At 71.3% G+C, this 17,387-nt stretch carries 15 protein-coding genes, 1 pseudogene and 1 riboswitch; of the genes and pseudogenes, 7 read left to right on the top strand and 9 right to left on the bottom strand.

The window, feature by feature from the left end:
• Positions 1-2: 2 nt before the first annotated feature.
• On the bottom strand, positions 3-671 hold the full coding sequence (locus EV562_RS27645) for an AAA family ATPase (protein ID WP_133889572.1): 669 nt from the start codon (positions 669-671) through the stop codon (positions 3-5).
• A 179-nt stretch (positions 672-850) separates the two neighbouring features.
• Positions 851-944, top strand: a riboswitch (glycine riboswitch).
• 155 nt (positions 945-1,099) lie between these two features.
• On the opposite strand from EV562_RS27645, the gene gcvT reads away from it, so the two are divergent.
• The 5 genes from gcvT to EV562_RS27670 all read left to right on the top strand — a co-directional run bounded on the left by gcvT (position 1,100) and on the right by EV562_RS27670 (position 7,060).
• Positions 1,100-2,233: a glycine cleavage system aminomethyltransferase GcvT gene (gene gcvT / locus EV562_RS27650; RefSeq protein ID WP_133889573.1), complete on the top strand. Its 1,134-nt coding sequence runs from the start codon at positions 1,100-1,102 to the stop codon at positions 2,231-2,233.
• 87 nt (positions 2,234-2,320) lie between these two features.
• On the top strand, positions 2,321-2,698 hold the full coding sequence (gene gcvH, locus EV562_RS27655) for a glycine cleavage system protein GcvH (RefSeq protein WP_133889574.1): 378 nt from the start codon (positions 2,321-2,323) through the stop codon (positions 2,696-2,698).
• Between the two features lie 14 nt (positions 2,699-2,712).
• The gene (gene glyA / locus EV562_RS27660) at positions 2,713-3,975 is read left to right on the top strand and encodes a serine hydroxymethyltransferase (RefSeq protein ID WP_133889575.1); all 1,263 of its coding nucleotides are present in this window, start codon (positions 2,713-2,715) and stop codon (positions 3,973-3,975) included.
• A gap of 100 nt (positions 3,976-4,075) precedes the next feature.
• Positions 4,076-5,443: an L-serine ammonia-lyase gene (locus EV562_RS27665; protein ID WP_133889576.1), complete on the top strand. Its 1,368-nt coding sequence runs from the start codon at positions 4,076-4,078 to the stop codon at positions 5,441-5,443.
• A 174-nt stretch (positions 5,444-5,617) separates the two neighbouring features.
• A complete protein-coding gene (locus tag EV562_RS27670) occupies positions 5,618-7,060 on the top strand; it encodes an MFS transporter (protein ID WP_243860190.1) in 1,443 nt (480 codons plus the stop codon).
• A 54-nt stretch (positions 7,061-7,114) separates the two neighbouring features.
• On the opposite strand, the gene EV562_RS27675 is transcribed toward EV562_RS27670, so the two are convergent.
• Positions 7,115-7,849, bottom strand: a complete 735-nt coding sequence (locus EV562_RS27675; protein ID WP_133889577.1) for a D-Ala-D-Ala carboxypeptidase family metallohydrolase — start codon at positions 7,847-7,849, stop codon at positions 7,115-7,117.
• Positions 7,850-8,029: 180 nt separating this feature from the next.
• On the opposite strand from EV562_RS27675, the gene EV562_RS27680 reads away from it, so the two are divergent.
• On the top strand, positions 8,030-8,587 hold the full coding sequence (locus tag EV562_RS27680; RefSeq protein ID WP_133889578.1) for a glycoside hydrolase family 25 protein: 558 nt from the start codon (positions 8,030-8,032) through the stop codon (positions 8,585-8,587).
• A gap of 9 nt (positions 8,588-8,596) precedes the next feature.
• Here the strand turns inward: EV562_RS27680 and EV562_RS27685 are convergent.
• From EV562_RS27685 to EV562_RS27715, 7 genes and pseudogenes are all read right to left on the bottom strand, one after another.
• A pseudogene (locus EV562_RS27685) lies at positions 8,597-9,265 on the bottom strand (NAD(P)-binding domain-containing protein); the annotation flags it as partial.
• Positions 9,266-9,410: 145 nt separating this feature from the next.
• A complete protein-coding gene (locus EV562_RS27690) occupies positions 9,411-9,623 on the bottom strand; it encodes an EF-hand domain-containing protein (RefSeq protein WP_133889609.1) in 213 nt (70 codons plus the stop codon).
• A 155-nt stretch (positions 9,624-9,778) separates the two neighbouring features.
• Positions 9,779-10,393, bottom strand: a complete 615-nt coding sequence (locus EV562_RS27695; protein WP_133889580.1) for an ADP-ribosyltransferase — start codon at positions 10,391-10,393, stop codon at positions 9,779-9,781.
• Positions 10,394-10,490: 97 nt separating this feature from the next.
• Complete coding sequence (locus tag EV562_RS27700; RefSeq protein ID WP_166662020.1) at positions 10,491-10,994, bottom strand: ATP-binding protein; 504 nt, start codon at positions 10,992-10,994, stop codon at positions 10,491-10,493.
• A 306-nt stretch (positions 10,995-11,300) separates the two neighbouring features.
• Positions 11,301-12,068: an enoyl-CoA hydratase-related protein gene (locus EV562_RS27705; protein WP_133889582.1), complete on the bottom strand. Its 768-nt coding sequence runs from the start codon at positions 12,066-12,068 to the stop codon at positions 11,301-11,303.
• A 98-nt stretch (positions 12,069-12,166) separates the two neighbouring features.
• Positions 12,167-13,354 carry an Ig-like domain-containing protein gene (locus EV562_RS27710; RefSeq protein WP_208298437.1) on the bottom strand — a complete coding sequence of 396 codons (1,188 nt, stop codon included), beginning with the start codon at positions 13,352-13,354 and terminating at the stop codon, positions 12,167-12,169.
• A 171-nt stretch (positions 13,355-13,525) separates the two neighbouring features.
• On the bottom strand, positions 13,526-14,764 hold the full coding sequence (locus tag EV562_RS27715; protein WP_133889584.1) for an Ig-like domain-containing protein: 1,239 nt from the start codon (positions 14,762-14,764) through the stop codon (positions 13,526-13,528).
• A 155-nt stretch (positions 14,765-14,919) separates the two neighbouring features.
• Here EV562_RS27715 and glgX point away from each other — a divergent pair, with 155 nt between their 5' ends.
• Positions 14,920-17,226, top strand: a complete 2,307-nt coding sequence (gene glgX, locus EV562_RS27720; protein ID WP_133889585.1) for a glycogen debranching protein GlgX — start codon at positions 14,920-14,922, stop codon at positions 17,224-17,226.
• Positions 17,227-17,387: the final 161 nt, after the last annotated feature.

Below are 17,387 nucleotides of genomic sequence, written 5' to 3' on the forward strand. Positions count from 1 at the left end.
TGTCATCCCGTGAAGGAGATCCGCCGCAGGGCGTCGGCGGCGGCCCGGTCCAGGACCACCGCGGAGGCGCAGCCGGCCGGCAGGGCGCCCTCCGTCACCGCGCGCAGCAGGCGGGCGTTGGCCGTGCGGTGCCTCAGGAACGCGTACCGCGACACGCCCCGGCCGCGCTCGCGCTGGCCGGCCAGGGCCTCGCCGGGAGCGACGTCGAGGAGCAGCAGGTGCAGGGCGCCGCCCCGACGGCGGGCGGTGCGGGCCAGCCAGCCCCGCACCCAGGTCTGGGTGCCGCAGTCGTGCACGACGACGCCCTCACCGGAGCGCAGCGCGCGGCGCAGCCCGGCGTAGTGGGCGAGGCGGACGAGGGGGCGGTAGAGCGCGTAGGGCAGCAGGCGCGGCATGCGGCGGTCCCAGCGGTCGCGCGCGTCCTGGGAGTCGACGCGCCCGCCGCGCACCGTGCGCCGCATCAGCGTGGACTTGCCGCTGCCGGGCAGGCCGGTGATCACCACCAGGTCCCGGGGCCCGAAGAGCAGGGCGTGCGGACTGCGGCCGTCGCGGTCCCGCAGGTCGCGGACGACGGGAGCGGGCAGTGCGGTGCCCGCCCGGGAGGCCGGGGCGGCGGGCTGCTCGGGCAGCGCGAGTCCCGAGGTCGTGGCGCAGGCCGTGGTCCTGTTCACCGTGATCGTCCTCCCCTGGGGCGGTTCACGAGTCCCTCTCCCCGTCGAGTGTAAAGAGAAGGTAATGCGCGGGTCTCGCGTTTTGGTTCGCTTACTGCCACAAGCCGGTTACAGATCACGGTCTCCCACGAAAGAGCCGGTCGTGCAATGATGGCGGCGCCAACTGCATACCGGCCGTTTGAATCCGCGCGGGAGAGTCCCCGGCCGCGCCGGGGCGCCGAAGGAGCAAGTCCCTCCCTTGAATCTCTCAGGCACCGTTACCGCGCGGGCGAGGCACATCTGAAAAGCGGGCCGCCCCCGACGGCGGTCCCACCCAAGGTGCAAGCCCTGATCGCCGTTCTCCGGTGGACGGGGCGAACCTCTCAGGTTCCGATGACAGATGGGGAGGATCGACCTCGCCACGTCCTGTCATGGGAGACGACCGACCGATGAGCAGCACCGAACCCCGCCGTACCGCACTCGATGCCACGCATCGCGCACTGGGCGCGACGATGACCGACTTCGCCGGCTGGGACATGCCCCTGCGCTACGGCTCCGAGCGGGACGAGCACCTCGCGGTGCGCACCCGCGCCGGTCTCTTCGACCTCTCGCACATGGGCGAGATCACCGTCACCGGGCCGCAGGCGACCGAGCTGCTGAACCACGCGCTGGTCGGCAACATCGGCACCGTGAAGCCGGGCCGCGCCCGCTACACCATGATCTGCCGCGAGGACGGCGGCATCCTGGACGACCTGATCGTCTACCGCCTGGACGACACCGGGGCCGAAGCCGCTCACTACATGGTCGTCGCCAACGCCTCCAACGCCCAGGTCGTGCTCGACGCGCTGACCGAGCGGGCGGCCGGCTTCGACGCCGAGGTGCGCGACGACCGCGACGCCTACGCGCTGCTCGCCGTGCAGGGCCCCGAGTCCCCCGCCATCCTGGCGAGCCTCACCGACGCCGACCTGGACGGCCTGAAGTACTACGCCGGACTGCCCGGCACGGTGGCGGGCGTCCCGGCGCTGATCGCGCGCACCGGTTACACCGGCGAGGACGGCTTCGAGCTGTTCGTGAAGCCGGAGCACGCCGTCGAGCTGTGGGAGGCGCTGACCCGGGCGGGTGAGGGCGCCGGCCTGGTGCCGTGCGGCCTGTCCTGCCGGGACACGCTCCGCCTGGAGGCGGGCATGCCGCTGTACGGGCACGAGCTGACGACCGCGCTGACGCCGTTCGACGCCGGTCTGGGCCGGGTGGTGAAGTTCGAGAAGGAGGGCGACTTCGTCGGGCGCGCCGCGCTGACGGAGGCCGCCGAGCGCGCCGCCACCCAGCCGCCCCGCGTGCTGGTCGGCCTGGTCGCCGAGGGCCGCCGGGTGCCGCGCGCCGGTTACCGGGTGGTCGCGGACGGCGAGGTGATCGGCGAGGTCACCTCCGGCGCCCCGTCCCCGACGCTGGGCAGGCCGATCGCCATGGCCTACGTCGACCCCGCGCACGCGGCCCCGGGCACGGCGGGTGTCGGTGTGGACATCCGGGGCAGTCACGAGCCGTACGAGGTCGTGGCGCTGCCGTTCTACAAGCGCCAGAAGTAGCCCCGGCGGCGCCGCCCCGCGGCGTTCGTCCCCTCCCCCCTCACCCCCTTCACCAGCCCCTTCCTCGCGTACAGGAGAATTCAGGTCATGAGCAACCCCCAGCAGCTGCGCTACAGCAAGGAGCACGAGTGGCTGTCGGGCGCCGAGGACGGCGCCTCGACGGTCGGCATCACGGAGCACGCGGCCAACGCGCTCGGTGACGTCGTCTTCGTCCAGCTCCCCGAGGTCGGCGACCAGGTGACCGCGGGCGAGACCTGCGGCGAACTGGAGTCGACCAAGTCCGTCTCCGACCTCTACTCCCCCGTCTCCGGTGAGGTCACCGAGGTCAACGAGGACGTCGTCAACGACCCGTCGCTGGTGAACAGCGCCCCCTTCGAGGGCGGCTGGCTGTTCAGGGTGCGGATCACGGACGAGCCGGCCGAGCTGCTCTCCGCCGACGAGTACACCGCCTTCACCGCCGGCTGAGGAGTCCCGACCGCATGTCGCTTCTGAACACACCCCTGCACGAACTGGACCCGGACGTCGCGGCCGCCGTCGACGCCGAGCTGGACCGCCAGCAGTCCACCCTCGAGATGATCGCCTCGGAGAACTTCGCCCCGGTCGCGGTCATGGAGGCCCAGGGCTCGGTCCTCACCAACAAGTACGCCGAGGGCTACCCCGGCCGCCGCTACTACGGCGGCTGCGAGCACGTCGACGTGGTCGAGCAGATCGCCATCGACCGGGTCAAGGCGCTCTTCGGCGCCGAGCACGCCAACGTGCAGCCGCACTCGGGTGCCCAGGCCAACGCGGCCGCGATGTTCGCGCTGCTCAAGCCCGGCGACACGATCATGGGTCTGAACCTCGCCCACGGCGGGCACCTGACCCACGGCATGAAGATCAACTTCTCCGGCAAGCTCTACAACGTCGTGCCCTACCACGTGGGCGAGGACGGCCAGGTCGACATGGCCGAGGTGGAGCGTCTGGCCAAGGAGACCAAGCCGAAGCTGATCGTGGCCGGCTGGTCGGCGTACCCGCGTCAGCTGGACTTCGCCGCGTTCCGCAAGGTCGCGGACGAGGTCGGCGCGTACCTGATGGTCGACATGGCGCACTTCGCCGGTCTGGTCGCGGCGGGCCTGCACCCGAACCCGGTGCCGCACGCCCACGTCGTCACCACGACCACCCACAAGACGCTCGGCGGCCCGCGCGGCGGTGTGATCCTCTCCACGGCCGAACTGGCCAAGAAGATCAACTCCGCCGTCTTCCCCGGTCAGCAGGGTGGCCCGCTGGAGCACGTGGTGGCCGCCAAGGCCGTCGCCTTCAAGGTCGCCGCGAGCGAGGACTTCAAGGAGCGCCAGACCCGTACGCTGGAGGGTGCCCGCATCCTGGCCGAGCGCCTGGTACGGGACGACGCCAAGGCGGCGGGCGTGTCCGTCCTGACCGGCGGCACGGACGTCCACCTGGTCCTGGTGGACCTGCGCGACTCCGAGCTGGACGGTCAGCAGGCCGAGGACCGCCTCCACGAGGTCGGCATCACGGTCAACCGCAACGCCGTCCCGAACGACCCGCGTCCGCCGATGGTGACCTCCGGTCTGCGCATCGGTACGCCGGCCCTGGCGACCCGAGGCTTCACCGCCGAGGACTTCGCCGAGGTCGCGGACGTGATCGCCGAGGCGCTGAAGCCGTCCTACGACGCGGAAGCCCTCAAGGCCCGGGTGAAGACCCTGGCCGACAAGCACCCGCTGTACCCGGGTCTGAACAAGTAGACACCGCGTCCGAGGGTGGGGCGCCCCGTCCGCCACAAGCGGGGTCCGGCGCCCCACCCGAAGCACCCCCTCCGCACCACCCCCGTTCTGAGGAGTCCCCGTGGCCATCTCGGTCTTCGACCTGTTCTCGATCGGCATCGGCCCGTCGAGCTCGCACACGGTCGGCCCGATGCGCGCGGCCCGCATGTTCGCCCGCCGCCTGCGCAACGAGGAGCTGCTGGACTCCGTCGCCTCGGTCCGCGCCGAGCTGTACGGCTCGCTCGGTGCCACCGGCCACGGCCACGGCACCCCCAAGGCGGTGCTGCTCGGCCTGGAGGGCGACTCGCCGCGCACGGTGGACGTGGAGAGCGCGGACGACCGGGTGGAGACGATCAGGTCGTCCGGCCTGATCAGCCTCCTCGGTGACCACGAGATCGCCTTCTCCTACGACGACGACATGGTCCTGCACCGCCGCGAGACCCTCCCCTACCACGCCAACGGCATGACGCTGTGGGCGTACGACGCCGAGGGCGCCGAGGTGCTGACCAAGACCTACTACTCGGTCGGCGGCGGCTTCGTCGTCGACGAGGACGCGGTGGGCGCGGACCGCATAGTCCTGGACGACACCGTCCTGAAGTACCCCTTCCGCACCGGCGACGAGCTGCTCCGCCTGGCCCGCGAGACGGGCCTGTCCATCTCCGCCCTGATGCTGGAGAACGAGCGGGCCTGGCGCGACGAGGACGAGATCCGCGCCGGGCTGCTGGAGATCTGGCACGTGATGCAGGCGTGCGTGGAGCGCGGCATGACCCGCGAGGGCATCCTGCCGGGCGGCCTGAAGGTCCGCCGCCGCGCCGCGAACACCGCCCGCAAGCTGCGCTCCGAGGGCGACCCGCAGGCCCTGGCGATGGAGTGGATCACCCTCTACGCGATGGCCGTGAACGAGGAGAACGCGGCGGGCGGCCGGGTCGTCACGGCCCCCACCAACGGCGCGGCCGGCATCATCCCCGCGGTCCTGCACTACTACGTGAACTTCGTCCCCGGCGCCGACGAGGACGGCGTGGTCCGCTTCCTCCTGGCGGCCGGCGCCATCGGCATGCTCTTCAAGGAGAACGCCTCCATCTCCGGCGCCGAGGTCGGCTGCCAGGGCGAGGTCGGCTCCGCCTGCTCGATGGCGGCCGGCGCCCTCGCCGAGGTCCTCGGCGGCTCCCCGGAGCAGGTGGAGAACGCCGCCGAGATCGGCATGGAGCACAATCTCGGCCTGACCTGCGACCCGGTCGGCGGCCTGGTCCAGATCCCGTGCATCGAGCGCAACGGCATGGCCGCGGTCAAGGCGGTCACGGCCGCCCGGATGGCGATGCGGGGCGACGGGTCCCACAAGGTCTCCCTCGACAAGGTCATCAAGACCATGAAGGAGACGGGCGCCGACATGTCGGTCAAGTACAAGGAGACGGCGCGGGGCGGGCTCGCGGTGAACATCATCGAGTGCTGACCGGGGGGTCCGACCGGCCAGGAGGCGGGTGCGTCGCGCGTCCGAGACGTCTCGGTGTCTCGGCATCTCGGCATCTCGGCATCTCGACGTCTCACATCGTGACATCGGCTTTCCGAAAAACAAGACGACTGAGATCGTTGCAGGGCCCATGTTTCGCACGTGAAAGACCGAGCCATGCCCGCACCTGCCTCCGGCCCAGCAGCACAGACACCCGTCAATCCCCGGTCGCGGGTCATCGTCGCCAGCCTCATGGGCACGACGATCGAGTTCTACGACTTCTACATCTACGCGACCGCCGCCGTCCTCGTCTTCCCGAAGCTCTTCTTCCCGAGCAGCGACCCCACCACGGCGCTGCTGTCGTCGTTCGCGGTCTTCGGCGCCGCGATGGTCGCCCGGCCGATCGGTGCCGTCTTCTTCGGGCACCTCGGCGACCGGCTCGGCCGCAAGAGGACGCTGGTCGTCTCGCTGCTCACCATGGGCATCGCCACCTTCCTGATCGGCGCCCTGCCGACCTACACGCAGGCCGGCTGGGTCGCCACCGCCTTGCTCGTGCTGCTGCGGATCGCGCAGGGCTTCGCGCTCGGCGGCGAGTGGAGCGGGGCCGCGCTGGTCGCGACCGAGAACGCGCCCCGCGGCAAGCGCGCCCTGTACGGGACCTTCCCGCAGCTCGGCGCCCCGCTCGGCTTCATCATCGGCAACGGCCTGTTCCTGATCATCGGGGCGCTGCTGCCGTCCACCGCCGGTGCCGACCCCACCCAGCCGTCCGAGGCCTTCACGAGCTGGGGCTGGCGCATCCCGTTCCTGTTCTCCGCCGTGATGGTCGCGATCGGCCTGTGGGTGCGCTCGCGGCTCGTGGAGTCGACGGTGTTCGCCAGGACCCGCGAAGCCGGCAAGGTGCACAAGCTCCCGCTGGCCACCGTCGTCCAGGGCCACTGGAGGCAACTGGTCCTCGGCACCTTCATCATGCTGGCGACGTACGTGCTCTTCTACCTGATGACCACGTTCTCGCTGAGCTACGGCCGCGCCGCGAAGGACGCCGACGTGCCGGGCCTCGGGTACAGCTACACCACGTTCGTCCTGATGATGATCTTCGGTGTGCTGTTCTTCGCCGTGTTCACCCTGGCCTCCGGCCCTCTCGCCGACAAGTACGGGCGCCGCACCACCCTGGTCTGGATCACCGCCGCGATCGCGGTCTTCGGCCTGGTCTGGGTGCCGCTGATCGGCCTGGGCACGCTCGGCGTGGTGCTGTGGCTGGTGCTCGGCTTCACGCTGATGGGCATGACGTTCGGGCCGATGGGCGCGCTGCTGCCGGAACTGTTCCCGACGAGTGTGCGCTACACCGGCTCCGGCATCTCCTACAACGTCAGCTCGATCCTCGGCGCGGCCGTCGCCCCGTTCATAGCGGTGGCGCTGTGGGAGGCCGCGGACGGTTCACCGTGGCTGGTCGGCGTCTACCTCTCCGCGATGGCCGTGCTGACGCTGACCGCCCTGCTGCTCGGCAAGGAGACCAAGGACGTCTCCCTGGACGAGGGCGAGCCCGGCTCCGTGGAGCCGGGCCCCCAGGCGGCCGGGGAGAGCCCCCGGACCGCGCCCGAGGCCGCCTCCCCCGCCTCCTGACCCGCCCGGCGGCGGTCCGCCGTCCCACGGCACGCCGGGCGGCCCTCCCGCGCCTCAGATGCCGCAGTTGGGCGCCGACCAGTACGGGGACGGGTCGAGGGCCACGTGGGTGTGGTCGTTGTGGTCGGGGTAGCCCGGGCCGAGGATCTCCGAGAAGCCGTGCGTCCTGGCCTGCTGGGCGAGGCGGCAGAAGCTGGGCGAGCCGGTGAGGTCGGCGGCGTCGCCGTAGAGGTGACGGCTGGTGGACGAGCCGCCCACCGCGCTGTTGCAGGCGCGGGAGCGGAAGCCGCTGGAGATGGTGAGCGGCACGTCGCCGAGGGCGTGCCGCATCGCCTCCAGCTTCCACATGGTCTTCAGCGCGTTCGACTTGGCGGTGGCGGCGGAGACCGCGCCGCCGGACCAGTCCGAGTTGCACTTGTTGAGCTCCGCGTAGGTGAAGTGGACGGGCGTGCAGTCCGCGTCCTGGAGCGCGTAGATCTTGCTGAAGGTCGCCGGACCGGCGACGCCGTCCGCGCCCAGGCCGTAGGCGGCCTGGAACTTCTTCACGGCGGCGGTGGTCCGGGCGCCGTACTGGCCGTCGTAGGAGAGCCGCTCGCCGGAGGTGACCCAGCCGGCGACGCGGATCTGGAGCTGCGTCACGTCGCTGCCGGAGGAGCCCTCGGAGAGGGTGCGGTTCCAGGTGTAACAGGAGTCGGCGTGCGCGGCGCCGGCGGTGGCGCCCACTCCGATCACTGCTCCAGTCATGAGCATGACAAATGAGAGAAGGAGACGTGACACGCGTCTGAACATCCCGGCCTCCCGACCGTCGAGTCGTCCCTGATCCGGAGCCCAGCGTGCGGCACCGCGCTACGCGCGTCAATGGCGCCCGGACGAACCGAAGTCGACTTTTCCGCTTCCGGCGGGGATCACCCGTGCCATCGTGGGGAATAAGCAACTCCCGTCCGCCCCACCGTTCTTCAGGGAGGCCCCATGCTGCGCGGCATCGACGTCAGCGCGTACCAATCCTCCAGCTACGGCACCGACGGCCTCTCCTTCGTCTTCGTGAAGGCGACGGAAGGCCGCTCGTACGTCAACCCCAAGCTCGCGGCCCAGACGGCGCGGGCCCGCGACGCCGGACTCGTCGTCGGCTTCTACCACTTCCTGTGGCCGGGCAACCTCACCGCCCAGGCCGAGTACTTTCTCTCCAAGGCCCCGGACCGCAAGGGCGACATCCTCGCCGTCGACTGGGAGACGAACGGCGAGGGCACGCACCCGAGCAACGCGGAGAAGGACAGCTTCATCAGGAAGCTGAAGGCCCTGCGGCCGGACAACCGGGTCCTGCTCTACTGCAACCGCAACTTCTGGCTGAACGTCGACACCACCTCGTACGCCGGTGACGGCCTCTGGATCGCCGACTACGTCTCGGCGGGCAAGCCGCGTATCCAGGCGAAGTGGCGCTTCCACCAGTACACGGACGATCCGGTCGACACCAACGTGGCCGACTTCGCGAGCAAGGCCGCGCTGAAGGAGTGGGCGCAGAGCGCCTGACGGGCGGGGTCAGCCCCGGAAGGCGGCGGGCCGCTCCGGGGACGCCTCGGCCAGCGCCTCGGTGACGCCGTCGACGCCCTCGCGCAGGCCGTACACCGGGGTGTCGGGCTGCTGGCGCCAGGAGTCGTCGATGCCGCCGGCGTCGACGGTGTCGAAGCCCAGCTCGTCGATCAGGGCGCGGACCTTCGTCTTGGCAGCCTCGTCGTCGCCGGCCACCGGGAGCGCGATCCGGTCGGGCGCACCGGCCGGCCGGGGGCGGTCGAGGATGTCCTGGGCGTAGGTGCCGTTGAAGGCCTTGACCACCGGGTGACCGAGGTGGCGTTCGGTCCAGCGGCTCTCGGTGAGGCCCTCGTCCTCGATGGCGGCGATCCGGCCGTCCCGCTGCTGCGGGTAGTAGTTGCCGGTGTCGATGACCGCGACGCCGTCGGCCGCCCCGTCCAGGAGGCCGGACGGGAGGTCCGGGACCCGCTTGAGCGGGATGGTGACGACCACGATCTCGGCGCCGCGCGCCGCCTCCTCCACCGGTACGGGGGTGGCTCCGGTCTCGTCCGCCAGCGCGGTCAGGGTGTGGGGTCCGCGCGAGTTGGCGACGGAGACGTCGTGTCCGAGGGCGGTGAGCCGCCGGGTGAGGTTGCCGCCGATGTTGCCCGCGCCGATGATGCCGATCTTCATGATGCCGACTCGCCTGCTTCCGGAGGTCGTGTCGTGCGGAGCCCCCGTGGCTCGCGCCCGTGACCTGCGTCAACCTCCGGCAGAGGTGCGCTATTCCGCGCAGAGGCGCCCGTCCGGGTGACCGGCGGGCGCCCCTCGTGGCACGTCGTCGCTACTTGTTCAGGTGGGCCCAGAACTCGTCGAACGACAGCTTCTTGTCACCGTCGAGGTCGCGGCCGGCGATGATCGCCTCGGCCACCGACTCGGTGACGTTCCAGTCGCCGCCCTGGGCGAGCGCGGTCTTGAACTCGGCCGCGGTGATCTGGCCGTCACCGTCCGTGTCGATGCGGTCGAACTGCTTGCGTGCTTCCTCGATGTCGGCCACCGGTCCGCCCCTCGTTCCGTGCATTGGGTCCATCTGACGCAGGTCAGACTAGCTGCCGGTCCTAGCCTCCAGGGCGGCGACCACCCACCCGAACCGGTCCTCGTGGGCGGCGGACGGCGGACGGCGGACGGTTCCTGGCTCGCGGGTGGCGCCGGTCAGTGCCAGGGCCGGTAGTGCGGGTTGCTCTCGCACTCGCTCATGATCTCGGTCCTGGTCTGCCGGTCGACCGGGCACACGCCGATGACGTACGTGCGATGGATGCCGCCGGGGAAGGCGACCTCGGCCTGGTCGGCCCACCGGTGGGTGTCGCCGATGGTCTTGTTGACGTCGATGCCGCCCGGGGCGTCGATGTAGTAGTTGTAGCCGGACTTGTACCAGGTCTTGTACAGGTCGTGGTCGTAGCTCGTCGAGACGAACGGCGAGGACTGGTTGACCAGGACGTACTTCTCGACGTCGTACTGGCCGTTCACGACGTCCTTGGCGTGGAAGCCCTCTTCGAAGACGACCTGCGGTCCGCGGGTGTCGCTGCGGTAGAGCGTGCCGCAGGTGGTGCGCCAGACCGGCTCGGGGGTGATGCGGTCGACGTCGACACCTCGGTCTGCCGCGGCCTTGGTCCTGTCGTCGAACTGGGGGCAGGCCGGGGCGGCCTTGGCGGGGGTCGTCGCCGGGGGCGCGGCCGCACCGGGGGCGGTGGCGGCGGTGGTGGCGAGGACGGCGGAGAGCGACAGGACGGCGGCGGCGGTCCGGCGGCGCAGGCGAGTGGTGATCATGCGGATACGATCGCGGCCGCGGAGGGATGCGTTCCGGATTCTCACCCGTAGGTGGCGTGTCCGGGGAACGGGGTTGCTTCGGGCGGCAGATGGGCGGTCAGCGGTCCGTGACCCGGATCTCGAACCAGGTGGTCTTGCCGCGCGGCAGCAGGTCCACGCCCCACCGGTCGGAGAGCTTGTCGACGAGGAAGAGGCCCCGCCCGCTGATGTCCGTCTCCTGCACCGGCATCAGGCAGGGCAGTCCCCGGGAGGGGTCGCGGACCTCGACGCGGATCCAGCCGGGGCGGCGGCGCATGTGCAGGCCGAAGACGCGGGCGCCGGTGTGCCGTACGGCGTTGCCGACCAGCTCGGAGACGAGCAGGACGACGTCCTCCGTGACCTTGGGGCCGAGCTTCCACTGGCGCAGGACGACGACCTGGGCCAGCCGGCGTGCGGAGGCGGCGGACTCGGGGCGGGAGGGTAACGGAACCTCGCGCTCCGTCGGGTTGCCGAACAGGTCCAGCGCCTCGAGTGCGCGCTCGTCCTCGACCGCCGGCGACCAGCGCGCCGCGGTCGCACGTCCGGCTCCCCGCGGCTGTTCCGTATCATCCAGCCCCGCCATGCCCCCATCATGGCCGCCTTCCAAGGGCTCCGGGGCGGTTCCCGGGGAATACGCCCCCGCGGGCGCGGGGTGGACAGACGGTCGACCGGCATATGCCAGAGGCAGTTCGGAACCGGAAACAGGCCTACTGACCTGGGGGAACGGCTCGGCCGGAGACAAGCGACGGACTCCCTCGACAAGGCGCGCTTAATGGTGCGTTAAGGCTCCCATAAACCGCCCCGTCGAGGGGGCCGGATCAGACATCACGTCAACAGCGAGTGCGGCGCGCGGACTTCGTCCCGGACGCGGCTCCGCACCCGGCGCGGGTCAGAGGAACTTCGCCTTGCCGGGGCCCTCTTCCACGAAGCTGCGCATGCCGCGCTCACGGTCCTCCGTGGCGAACAGGCCGGCGAACCAGTTCCGCTCGACGGCGAGGCCGGTCTCGATGTCCGTCTCCAGACCCGTGTCGATCGCCTCCTTCGCCGCGCGCAACGCGATGGCGGGCCCCTTGGCGAGCCGCGCCGCCCACGCGTGCGCCTGCTCGTAGACCTCGGCGGCCGGCACCACGCGGTCCACCAGCCCGATGGCCAGCGCCTCGTCGGCCTTCACCTGGCGGCCGGTGAAGATCAGGTCCTTGGCCTTGGAGGGGCCGACCAGCCGGGACAGCCGCTGGGTGCCGCCCGCGCCGGGGATGAGGCCGAGCAGGATCTCGGGCTGGCCCAGCTTGGCGTTCTCCCCGGCGATGCGGAAGTCGGCGCAGAGCGCCAGTTCGCAGCCCCCGCCCAGCGCGTAGCCGGTCACGGCCGCGACCACCGGCTTGGGGATGCGGGCCACCGCGGTGAAGGAGTCCTGCAGGGCACGGGACCGCGCGATCATCGCCGCGTGGTCCATCACCTGCATCTCCTTGATGTCCGCGCCCGCCGCGAACACCTTCTCGCCGCCGTGGATCACGACGGCGCGTACGTCGTCGCGCCGGGTGACCTCCTCGGCCAGCTCCTTCAGCCGGTCCTGGGTGGCGACGTCAAGCGCGTTCATGGGCGGGCGGTCCAGGCGCAGCGTGCCGACGCCGTCCGCGACTTCGAGAATTACGGTCATGCCCAGCAGGTTAACGGGGACTAACGGGGACGGCCCCGGTGCCGTGCCTCACATCGAGGGCACGCGCCGGGGCCGTACGCCTTGTCTGCCGCCCGCGCTCAGGCCTTCCACTTCTCCCAGGACATGTTCCAGCCGTTGAGGCCGTTGTCGGGAGCGATGGTGGCGTCCTCGGAGTTCTTCACCACGACCACGTCGCCGATGATCGAGTGCTCGAAGAACCAGCTGGCCGGGGTCCCCTCGTCCCAGCCGCCGCGCACGTCGCGCAGGCCGATGCAGCCGTGACTGGCGTTGCTGTTGCCGAAGACGCCGCCGCCCCAGTAGTTGCCGTGGATGAAGGTGCCGGAGGTGGACAGCCGCATGGCGTGCGGGACGTCCTTGATGTCGTACTCGCCGCCGTAGCCGACGGTCTCGCCGTTCATCCGGGTCACCGCGAGCCGCTCCGTGATGACCATCTGGCCGTTCCAGGTCTCGTAGCCGGGTGCACCGGTGGTGACCGGGATGGTCTTGATGGTCCTGCCGTCGCGCACGACCTTCATCGTGTGCTTCTTGGCGTCCACGACGGAGACCTGGCTGCGGCCCACGGTGAAGGAGACGGTCTTGGCCTGCTTGCCGTAGACGTCGTCCCGGCCCTCGACGCCGTCCAGGTCGAGGTCGACGGTGACCTTGGTGCCGGGCTTCCAGTACTTCTCGGGACGGAAGTCGAGGCGGTCGTTGCCGAACCAGTGGCCCTCGACCTCGACGGCGGGCTCGGTCTTGACGGTGATGGCCTTCTCGACGTCTGCCGGGTTGGTGATGCCCCGGGTGAAGCGGATCGAGAACGGCATGCCGACACCGACCTTCGAGCCGTCCTCGGGCGTGAAGGTGCCGACGAAGGTGTTCTTCGGCGTCAGGGTGGTGAAGCGGGAGTCCTCGGCGGCCGTGCGCCCCTCGGAGTCCTTGGCCACGGCGTGCACGCTGTACGTGGTGGAGGCGGCCAGGTGGGTGGACGGCGTCCAGGAGGCGCCGTCCCCGGATATCTTCCCGTCGACCTTCGCGCCCTTGGTGTCCTTGACGACGACCTCGGTGAGCCTGCCGTCCGCGGCGCCGATCTTGAGGGCGCCCTTGGTGTCGACCGCCTTCGCCCCGTTCTCCGGGGCGATGGTGACGACGGCCCGGGACTGCTCGCTCTGCGCCGCGGTGGCGTCCTTGCCCTTGTCCCCCTTGCCGTCCCCGGTCCCCGAACCCGAGCCGCCGCCACCGCACGCGGTGACGGTCAGCATCAGCAGCCCGATCACCGCCCCCGCCATCGGACGCACGTTCACCCTTGTCTCCCCTCGCCGGGCCTGGTCGGGCCCGCACCCCGGTGCGCCCGCTCGCGCACCGGCGCATCGTAACCGCAGGCCAGGGGGATGAGGGACTGGTGAATTGTCACCGTTCCGTACCGAGTTGGCGGATCGGTGGTGCCGGGTGCGTCGGCGTCACTTCACCGCGCCGCCCGCCTTCCACTGCTTCCATTTCATGTTCCAGCCGCCCAGCCCGTTGTCGGGGTCGACCGTCCTGTCCTTGCTGTGGACCACTTCGACGACGTCACCGATGAGGCTGCGGTCGAAGAACCAGCCCGCCGGGGTGTCGGAGCCGCCGCCCTTGTCGTCGCGCAGTCCGACGCAGCCGTGGCTGACGTTGGCGCGGCCGAAGGTGTCGGCGGGGGCCCAGTAGTTGCCGTGCAGGAAGGTGCCCGAGCTGGTCAGGCGAATGGCGTGCGGGACGTCGGGGATGTCGTACTCGCCGCCGAAGCCGACCGTGCGGCTGTTCATGCGGGTGACCTCCAGCATCTCGGTGATCACCATCCGGCCGTTGTAGGTGGGCGTCGTCGGCGCCCCCGCGGTGATCGGCACGGTGGCCAGCAGGGTGCCGTCCCGGCGCACCTCCATGGTCCGTTCGAGGGCGTCGACGCGGGAGACCTGGCTGCGGCCGACGGTGAAGGAGATCGTCTTGTGCTGGAGCCCGTAGACCCCCTTCGCGCCCTCGACGTCCCGCAGGTCCAGGGCGACGGTGACCTCGGTGCCGGGCTTCCAGTACTCCTTGGGGCGGAAGTCGAGGCGGTCCTTGCCGAACCAGTGGGGGCGGACCTCGGTGGCGGGCTTCGCGGTGACGCTGACGGCGCGTTCGACGGCGGCGCGGTGGGTGATCTCCCGGTTGAACTCCAGCGAGACGATCATGCCGGTGCCGACGACCGAGCGGTTCTCGGGGGCGGCGTAGGCGATGAAGCGTTCCTCGGGCACCTCGGTGGTGAACGTGGTGTGCCGGGCCGAGCGGCGTCCCCGGCCGTCCAGGGCGACGACGTCGACGGTGTACTTGGCGGCGAGGGCGAGCTCGCCGTCGTCGGGCCGCCAGCCCAGGCCGTCCTCGGAGATCCGGCCGGGCACCGGGGTCTCCCGGGCGTCCTGCGACCTGACGACCTTCACCGATTCCAGGCGTCCGTCGGGCACCCGCACCGACAGTTCCCGGTCTCGCCCGACGGCCTTACTCCCGTCGTCGGGGGTGACGCGGATGACGTCCTCGGGGGCGGGGCGCTTGCCGAACATCTCGCCGATGCCCGAGCCGACGCCACCGCCGTCCGAGGTGCATCCGGCGGCCCCGGCCAGCAGTCCTGCCCATGTCAGTAGGGCGCCGAGAGCGGCCCCCGCGCGCCGTGCGCGCCCGTGTACGTGCCTCACACCCACCCGTAACGACCGGTCGGCCCTGGGGAAACGTGAGTGCGAGCCACCCGGTGGGCAGAACTGTGGGGAGGACGACGCGACGGGGAGCAGCGGCCGGGACGCCGTACGCCCTCCTGCCGGACGTCGTTCCACGAGCCGTGGGAGGCTGACAGGTGTCCAGCGCAGCCGAGCAGGAGGCGGTGGCCGGGAAGCGGGCCGCCGCGGACGGGCGGAGCACCGCGGACGGTCGGACCGTCGCGGACGGGCGCCCGGCCGTCGTGGTGAACGGCGGGCGGCGGGCCGCGCCGCCGCCCGCCGCGCCGGCCTGGCCGGGTACCGCGGTGCCGCTGGGCGCCCGGTTCCGGACCGGCCCGGACCAGGTGGCGGGGACCAACTTCGCGCTGTGGGCGGGCGGGGCGGAGGCGGTGGAGCTGTGTCTGTTCGACGGGCCGGGCCCCGGTGCCGGGGAGCGACGGGTGCCGCTGACGGAGCTGACGCACGAGATCTGGCACGGTTTCGTGCCCGGCGTCGCGCCCGGCCAGCGCTACGGCTACCGGGTGCACGGCCGCTGGGACCCGTGGACCGGCGCCCGCTGGAACCCGGCGAAGCTGCTGCTCGACCCGTACGCCCGCGCCGTGGACGGCGACTTCGCGCTGCCGCCCGAGGTCTACGGGCACGTGCGCGACTGGCCCGAGCAGCGGGTGGCGGACACCGTGCGCGACGACCGGGACTCGGCGCCGTACGTCCCCAAGGGTGTCGTGGTCCACGACGACGCCACCGACGACGAATGGACGTACGACCGGCGGCCCAAGACGCCGTGGGCGGACTCGGTCATCTACGAGCTGCACGTGCGCGGCTTCACCAAGCTCCATCCGGACATCCCGCCCGAGCTGCGCGGCACGTACGCGGGCCTCGCGCATCCGGCGGCGATCGAGCACCTGACGCGGCTCGGCGTGACGGCGGTGGAGCTGCTGCCGGTGCACCAGTTCGCGCACGAGAGCCACCTGCTGGACCGCGGCCTGAAGAACTACTGGGGGTACAACTCGGTCGGCTACTTCGCCCCGCACGCCGCCTACGCCGCCTCCGGCACCACCGGTGGACAGGTCGGCGAGTTCAAGCGGATGGTGCGCGCGCTGCACGAGGCCGGCATCGAGGTCATCCTCGACGTGGTCTACAACCACACCGCGGAGGCGGGCGAGCTGGGCCCGACCCTCTCCCTCAAGGGCATCGACAACCGCGGCTACTACCGCCTCCAGCCGGACGCCCGCCGGTACGCCGACTACACCGGCTGCGGCAACACCCTGCACGTCGTCCAGCCGCACGTGCTGCGCCTGATCACGGACTCGCTGCGGTACTGGGTCACGGAGATGGGCGTGGACGGCTTCCGCTTCGACCTGGCGGCGGCGCTGGCCCGCTCGATGCACGACGTCGACATGCTCTCCCCGTTCCTCGCGGTGATCGCCCAGGACCCGGTGCTGCGCCGGGTGAAGCTGATCGCCGAGCCGTGGGACGTCGGCTCGGGCGGCTACCAGGTGGGCGCGTTCCCGCCGCTGTGGACCGAGTGGAACGACCGCTTCCGCAACGCGGTGCGGGACTTCTGGCGGCACGCGCTGCCGGACGTGCGGGAGATGGGGTACCGCTTGTCGGGCTCCAGCGACCTGTACGCGTGGGGCGGGCGCAGACCGTACGCCTCGGTCAACTTCGTCACCGCCCACGACGGCTTCACCCTGCGCGACCTGGTGTCGTACGAGCGCAAGCACAACGAGGCCAACGGTGAGGGCAACCGGGACGGCACGGACGACAACCGGTCCTGGAACTGCGGCGCGGAGGGGGAGACGGACGACGCGGAGATCCGGGCGCTGCGCAGGCGCCAGCTCCGCAACCTGCTGACCACGCTGCTGCTGTCGACCGGGGTGCCGATGCTGGTCGCGGGCGACGAGATGGGCCGCACCCAGGGCGGCAGCAACAACGCGTACTGCCAGGACAACGAGATCGGCTGGGTGGACTGGAGCCTGCTGGACGATCCGGAGTGGCGTCCGCTGTTCGAGCTGGCCTCCCGGCTGATCGCGCTGCGCCACCGGCACCCGGTGCTGCGCCGCAGGGCCTTCTTCTCCGGCCGCGCGCACTCCCCCCACGGCCTGCGCGACCTGGCCTGGTTCACGGCGGGCGGCACGGAGATGACGGAGCGGGACTGGTACGCCCCGGCCGCCACCCTCGGCATGTACCTGTCCGGGCGGGACATCCCGGGCCGCGACGAGCGCGGCGACCCGATCGCCGACGACAGCTTCCTGGCCGTCCTGCACGCGGGCGGGGAACCGGCCGGGTTCGACCTGCCCGGTCCTCCGTGGGCGGAGCGCTACGAGGTGGTCGTGGACACCGGCCGGGAGGAGCAGGACGAGGCGCCGGGCACCGTGCATCCGGCGGGGACCCGGATCACGGTGCCGGGCCGGACGGTGCTGCTGCTGAGGGCGGTCGGCTGAGGCATCGGCTGAGGCATCGGCTGAGACATCGGCTGAGGACGGTCGACGCAAGCCGGACGGGCCGTTCGTTGAGGCCTCGTTTCGGCTCCGTGAACGCGGCGGCGATCTTCTTGACCGGCCCTTCGCGGGCCTGGAAACGTCCCCGGTCGGCGCCTCTTCGG

It is taken from the genome of Streptomyces sp. BK208, from assembly GCF_004364245.1.
Taxonomy (GTDB): Bacteria; Actinomycetota; Actinomycetes; order Streptomycetales; family Streptomycetaceae; genus Streptomyces.

Bases quoted from the DNA above. Each gene is read 5' to 3' on its own strand.
- gcvT (WP_133889573.1), top strand. From the start codon at position 1,100: ATGAGCAGCACCGAACCCCGCCGTACCGCACTCGATGCCACGCATCGC.
- gcvH (WP_133889574.1), top strand. From the start codon at position 2,321: ATGAGCAACCCCCAGCAGCTGCGCTACAGCAAGGAGCACGAGTGGCTG.
- glyA (WP_133889575.1), top strand. From the start codon at position 2,713: ATGTCGCTTCTGAACACACCCCTGCACGAACTGGACCCGGACGTCGCG.
- EV562_RS27670 (WP_243860190.1), top strand. From the start codon at position 5,618: ATGCCCGCACCTGCCTCCGGCCCAGCAGCACAGACACCCGTCAATCCC.
- EV562_RS27675 (WP_133889577.1), bottom strand. From the start codon at position 7,849: ATGTTCAGACGCGTGTCACGTCTCCTTCTCTCATTTGTCATGCTCATG.
- EV562_RS27680 (WP_133889578.1), top strand. From the start codon at position 8,030: ATGCTGCGCGGCATCGACGTCAGCGCGTACCAATCCTCCAGCTACGGC.
- EV562_RS27695 (WP_133889580.1), bottom strand. From the start codon at position 10,393: ATGATCACCACTCGCCTGCGCCGCCGGACCGCCGCCGCCGTCCTGTCG.
- EV562_RS27700 (WP_166662020.1), bottom strand. From the start codon at position 10,994: ATGGCGGGGCTGGATGATACGGAACAGCCGCGGGGAGCCGGACGTGCG.
- EV562_RS27705 (WP_133889582.1), bottom strand. From the start codon at position 12,068: ATGACCGTAATTCTCGAAGTCGCGGACGGCGTCGGCACGCTGCGCCTG.
- EV562_RS27710 (WP_208298437.1), bottom strand. From the start codon at position 13,354: ATGGCGGGGGCGGTGATCGGGCTGCTGATGCTGACCGTCACCGCGTGC.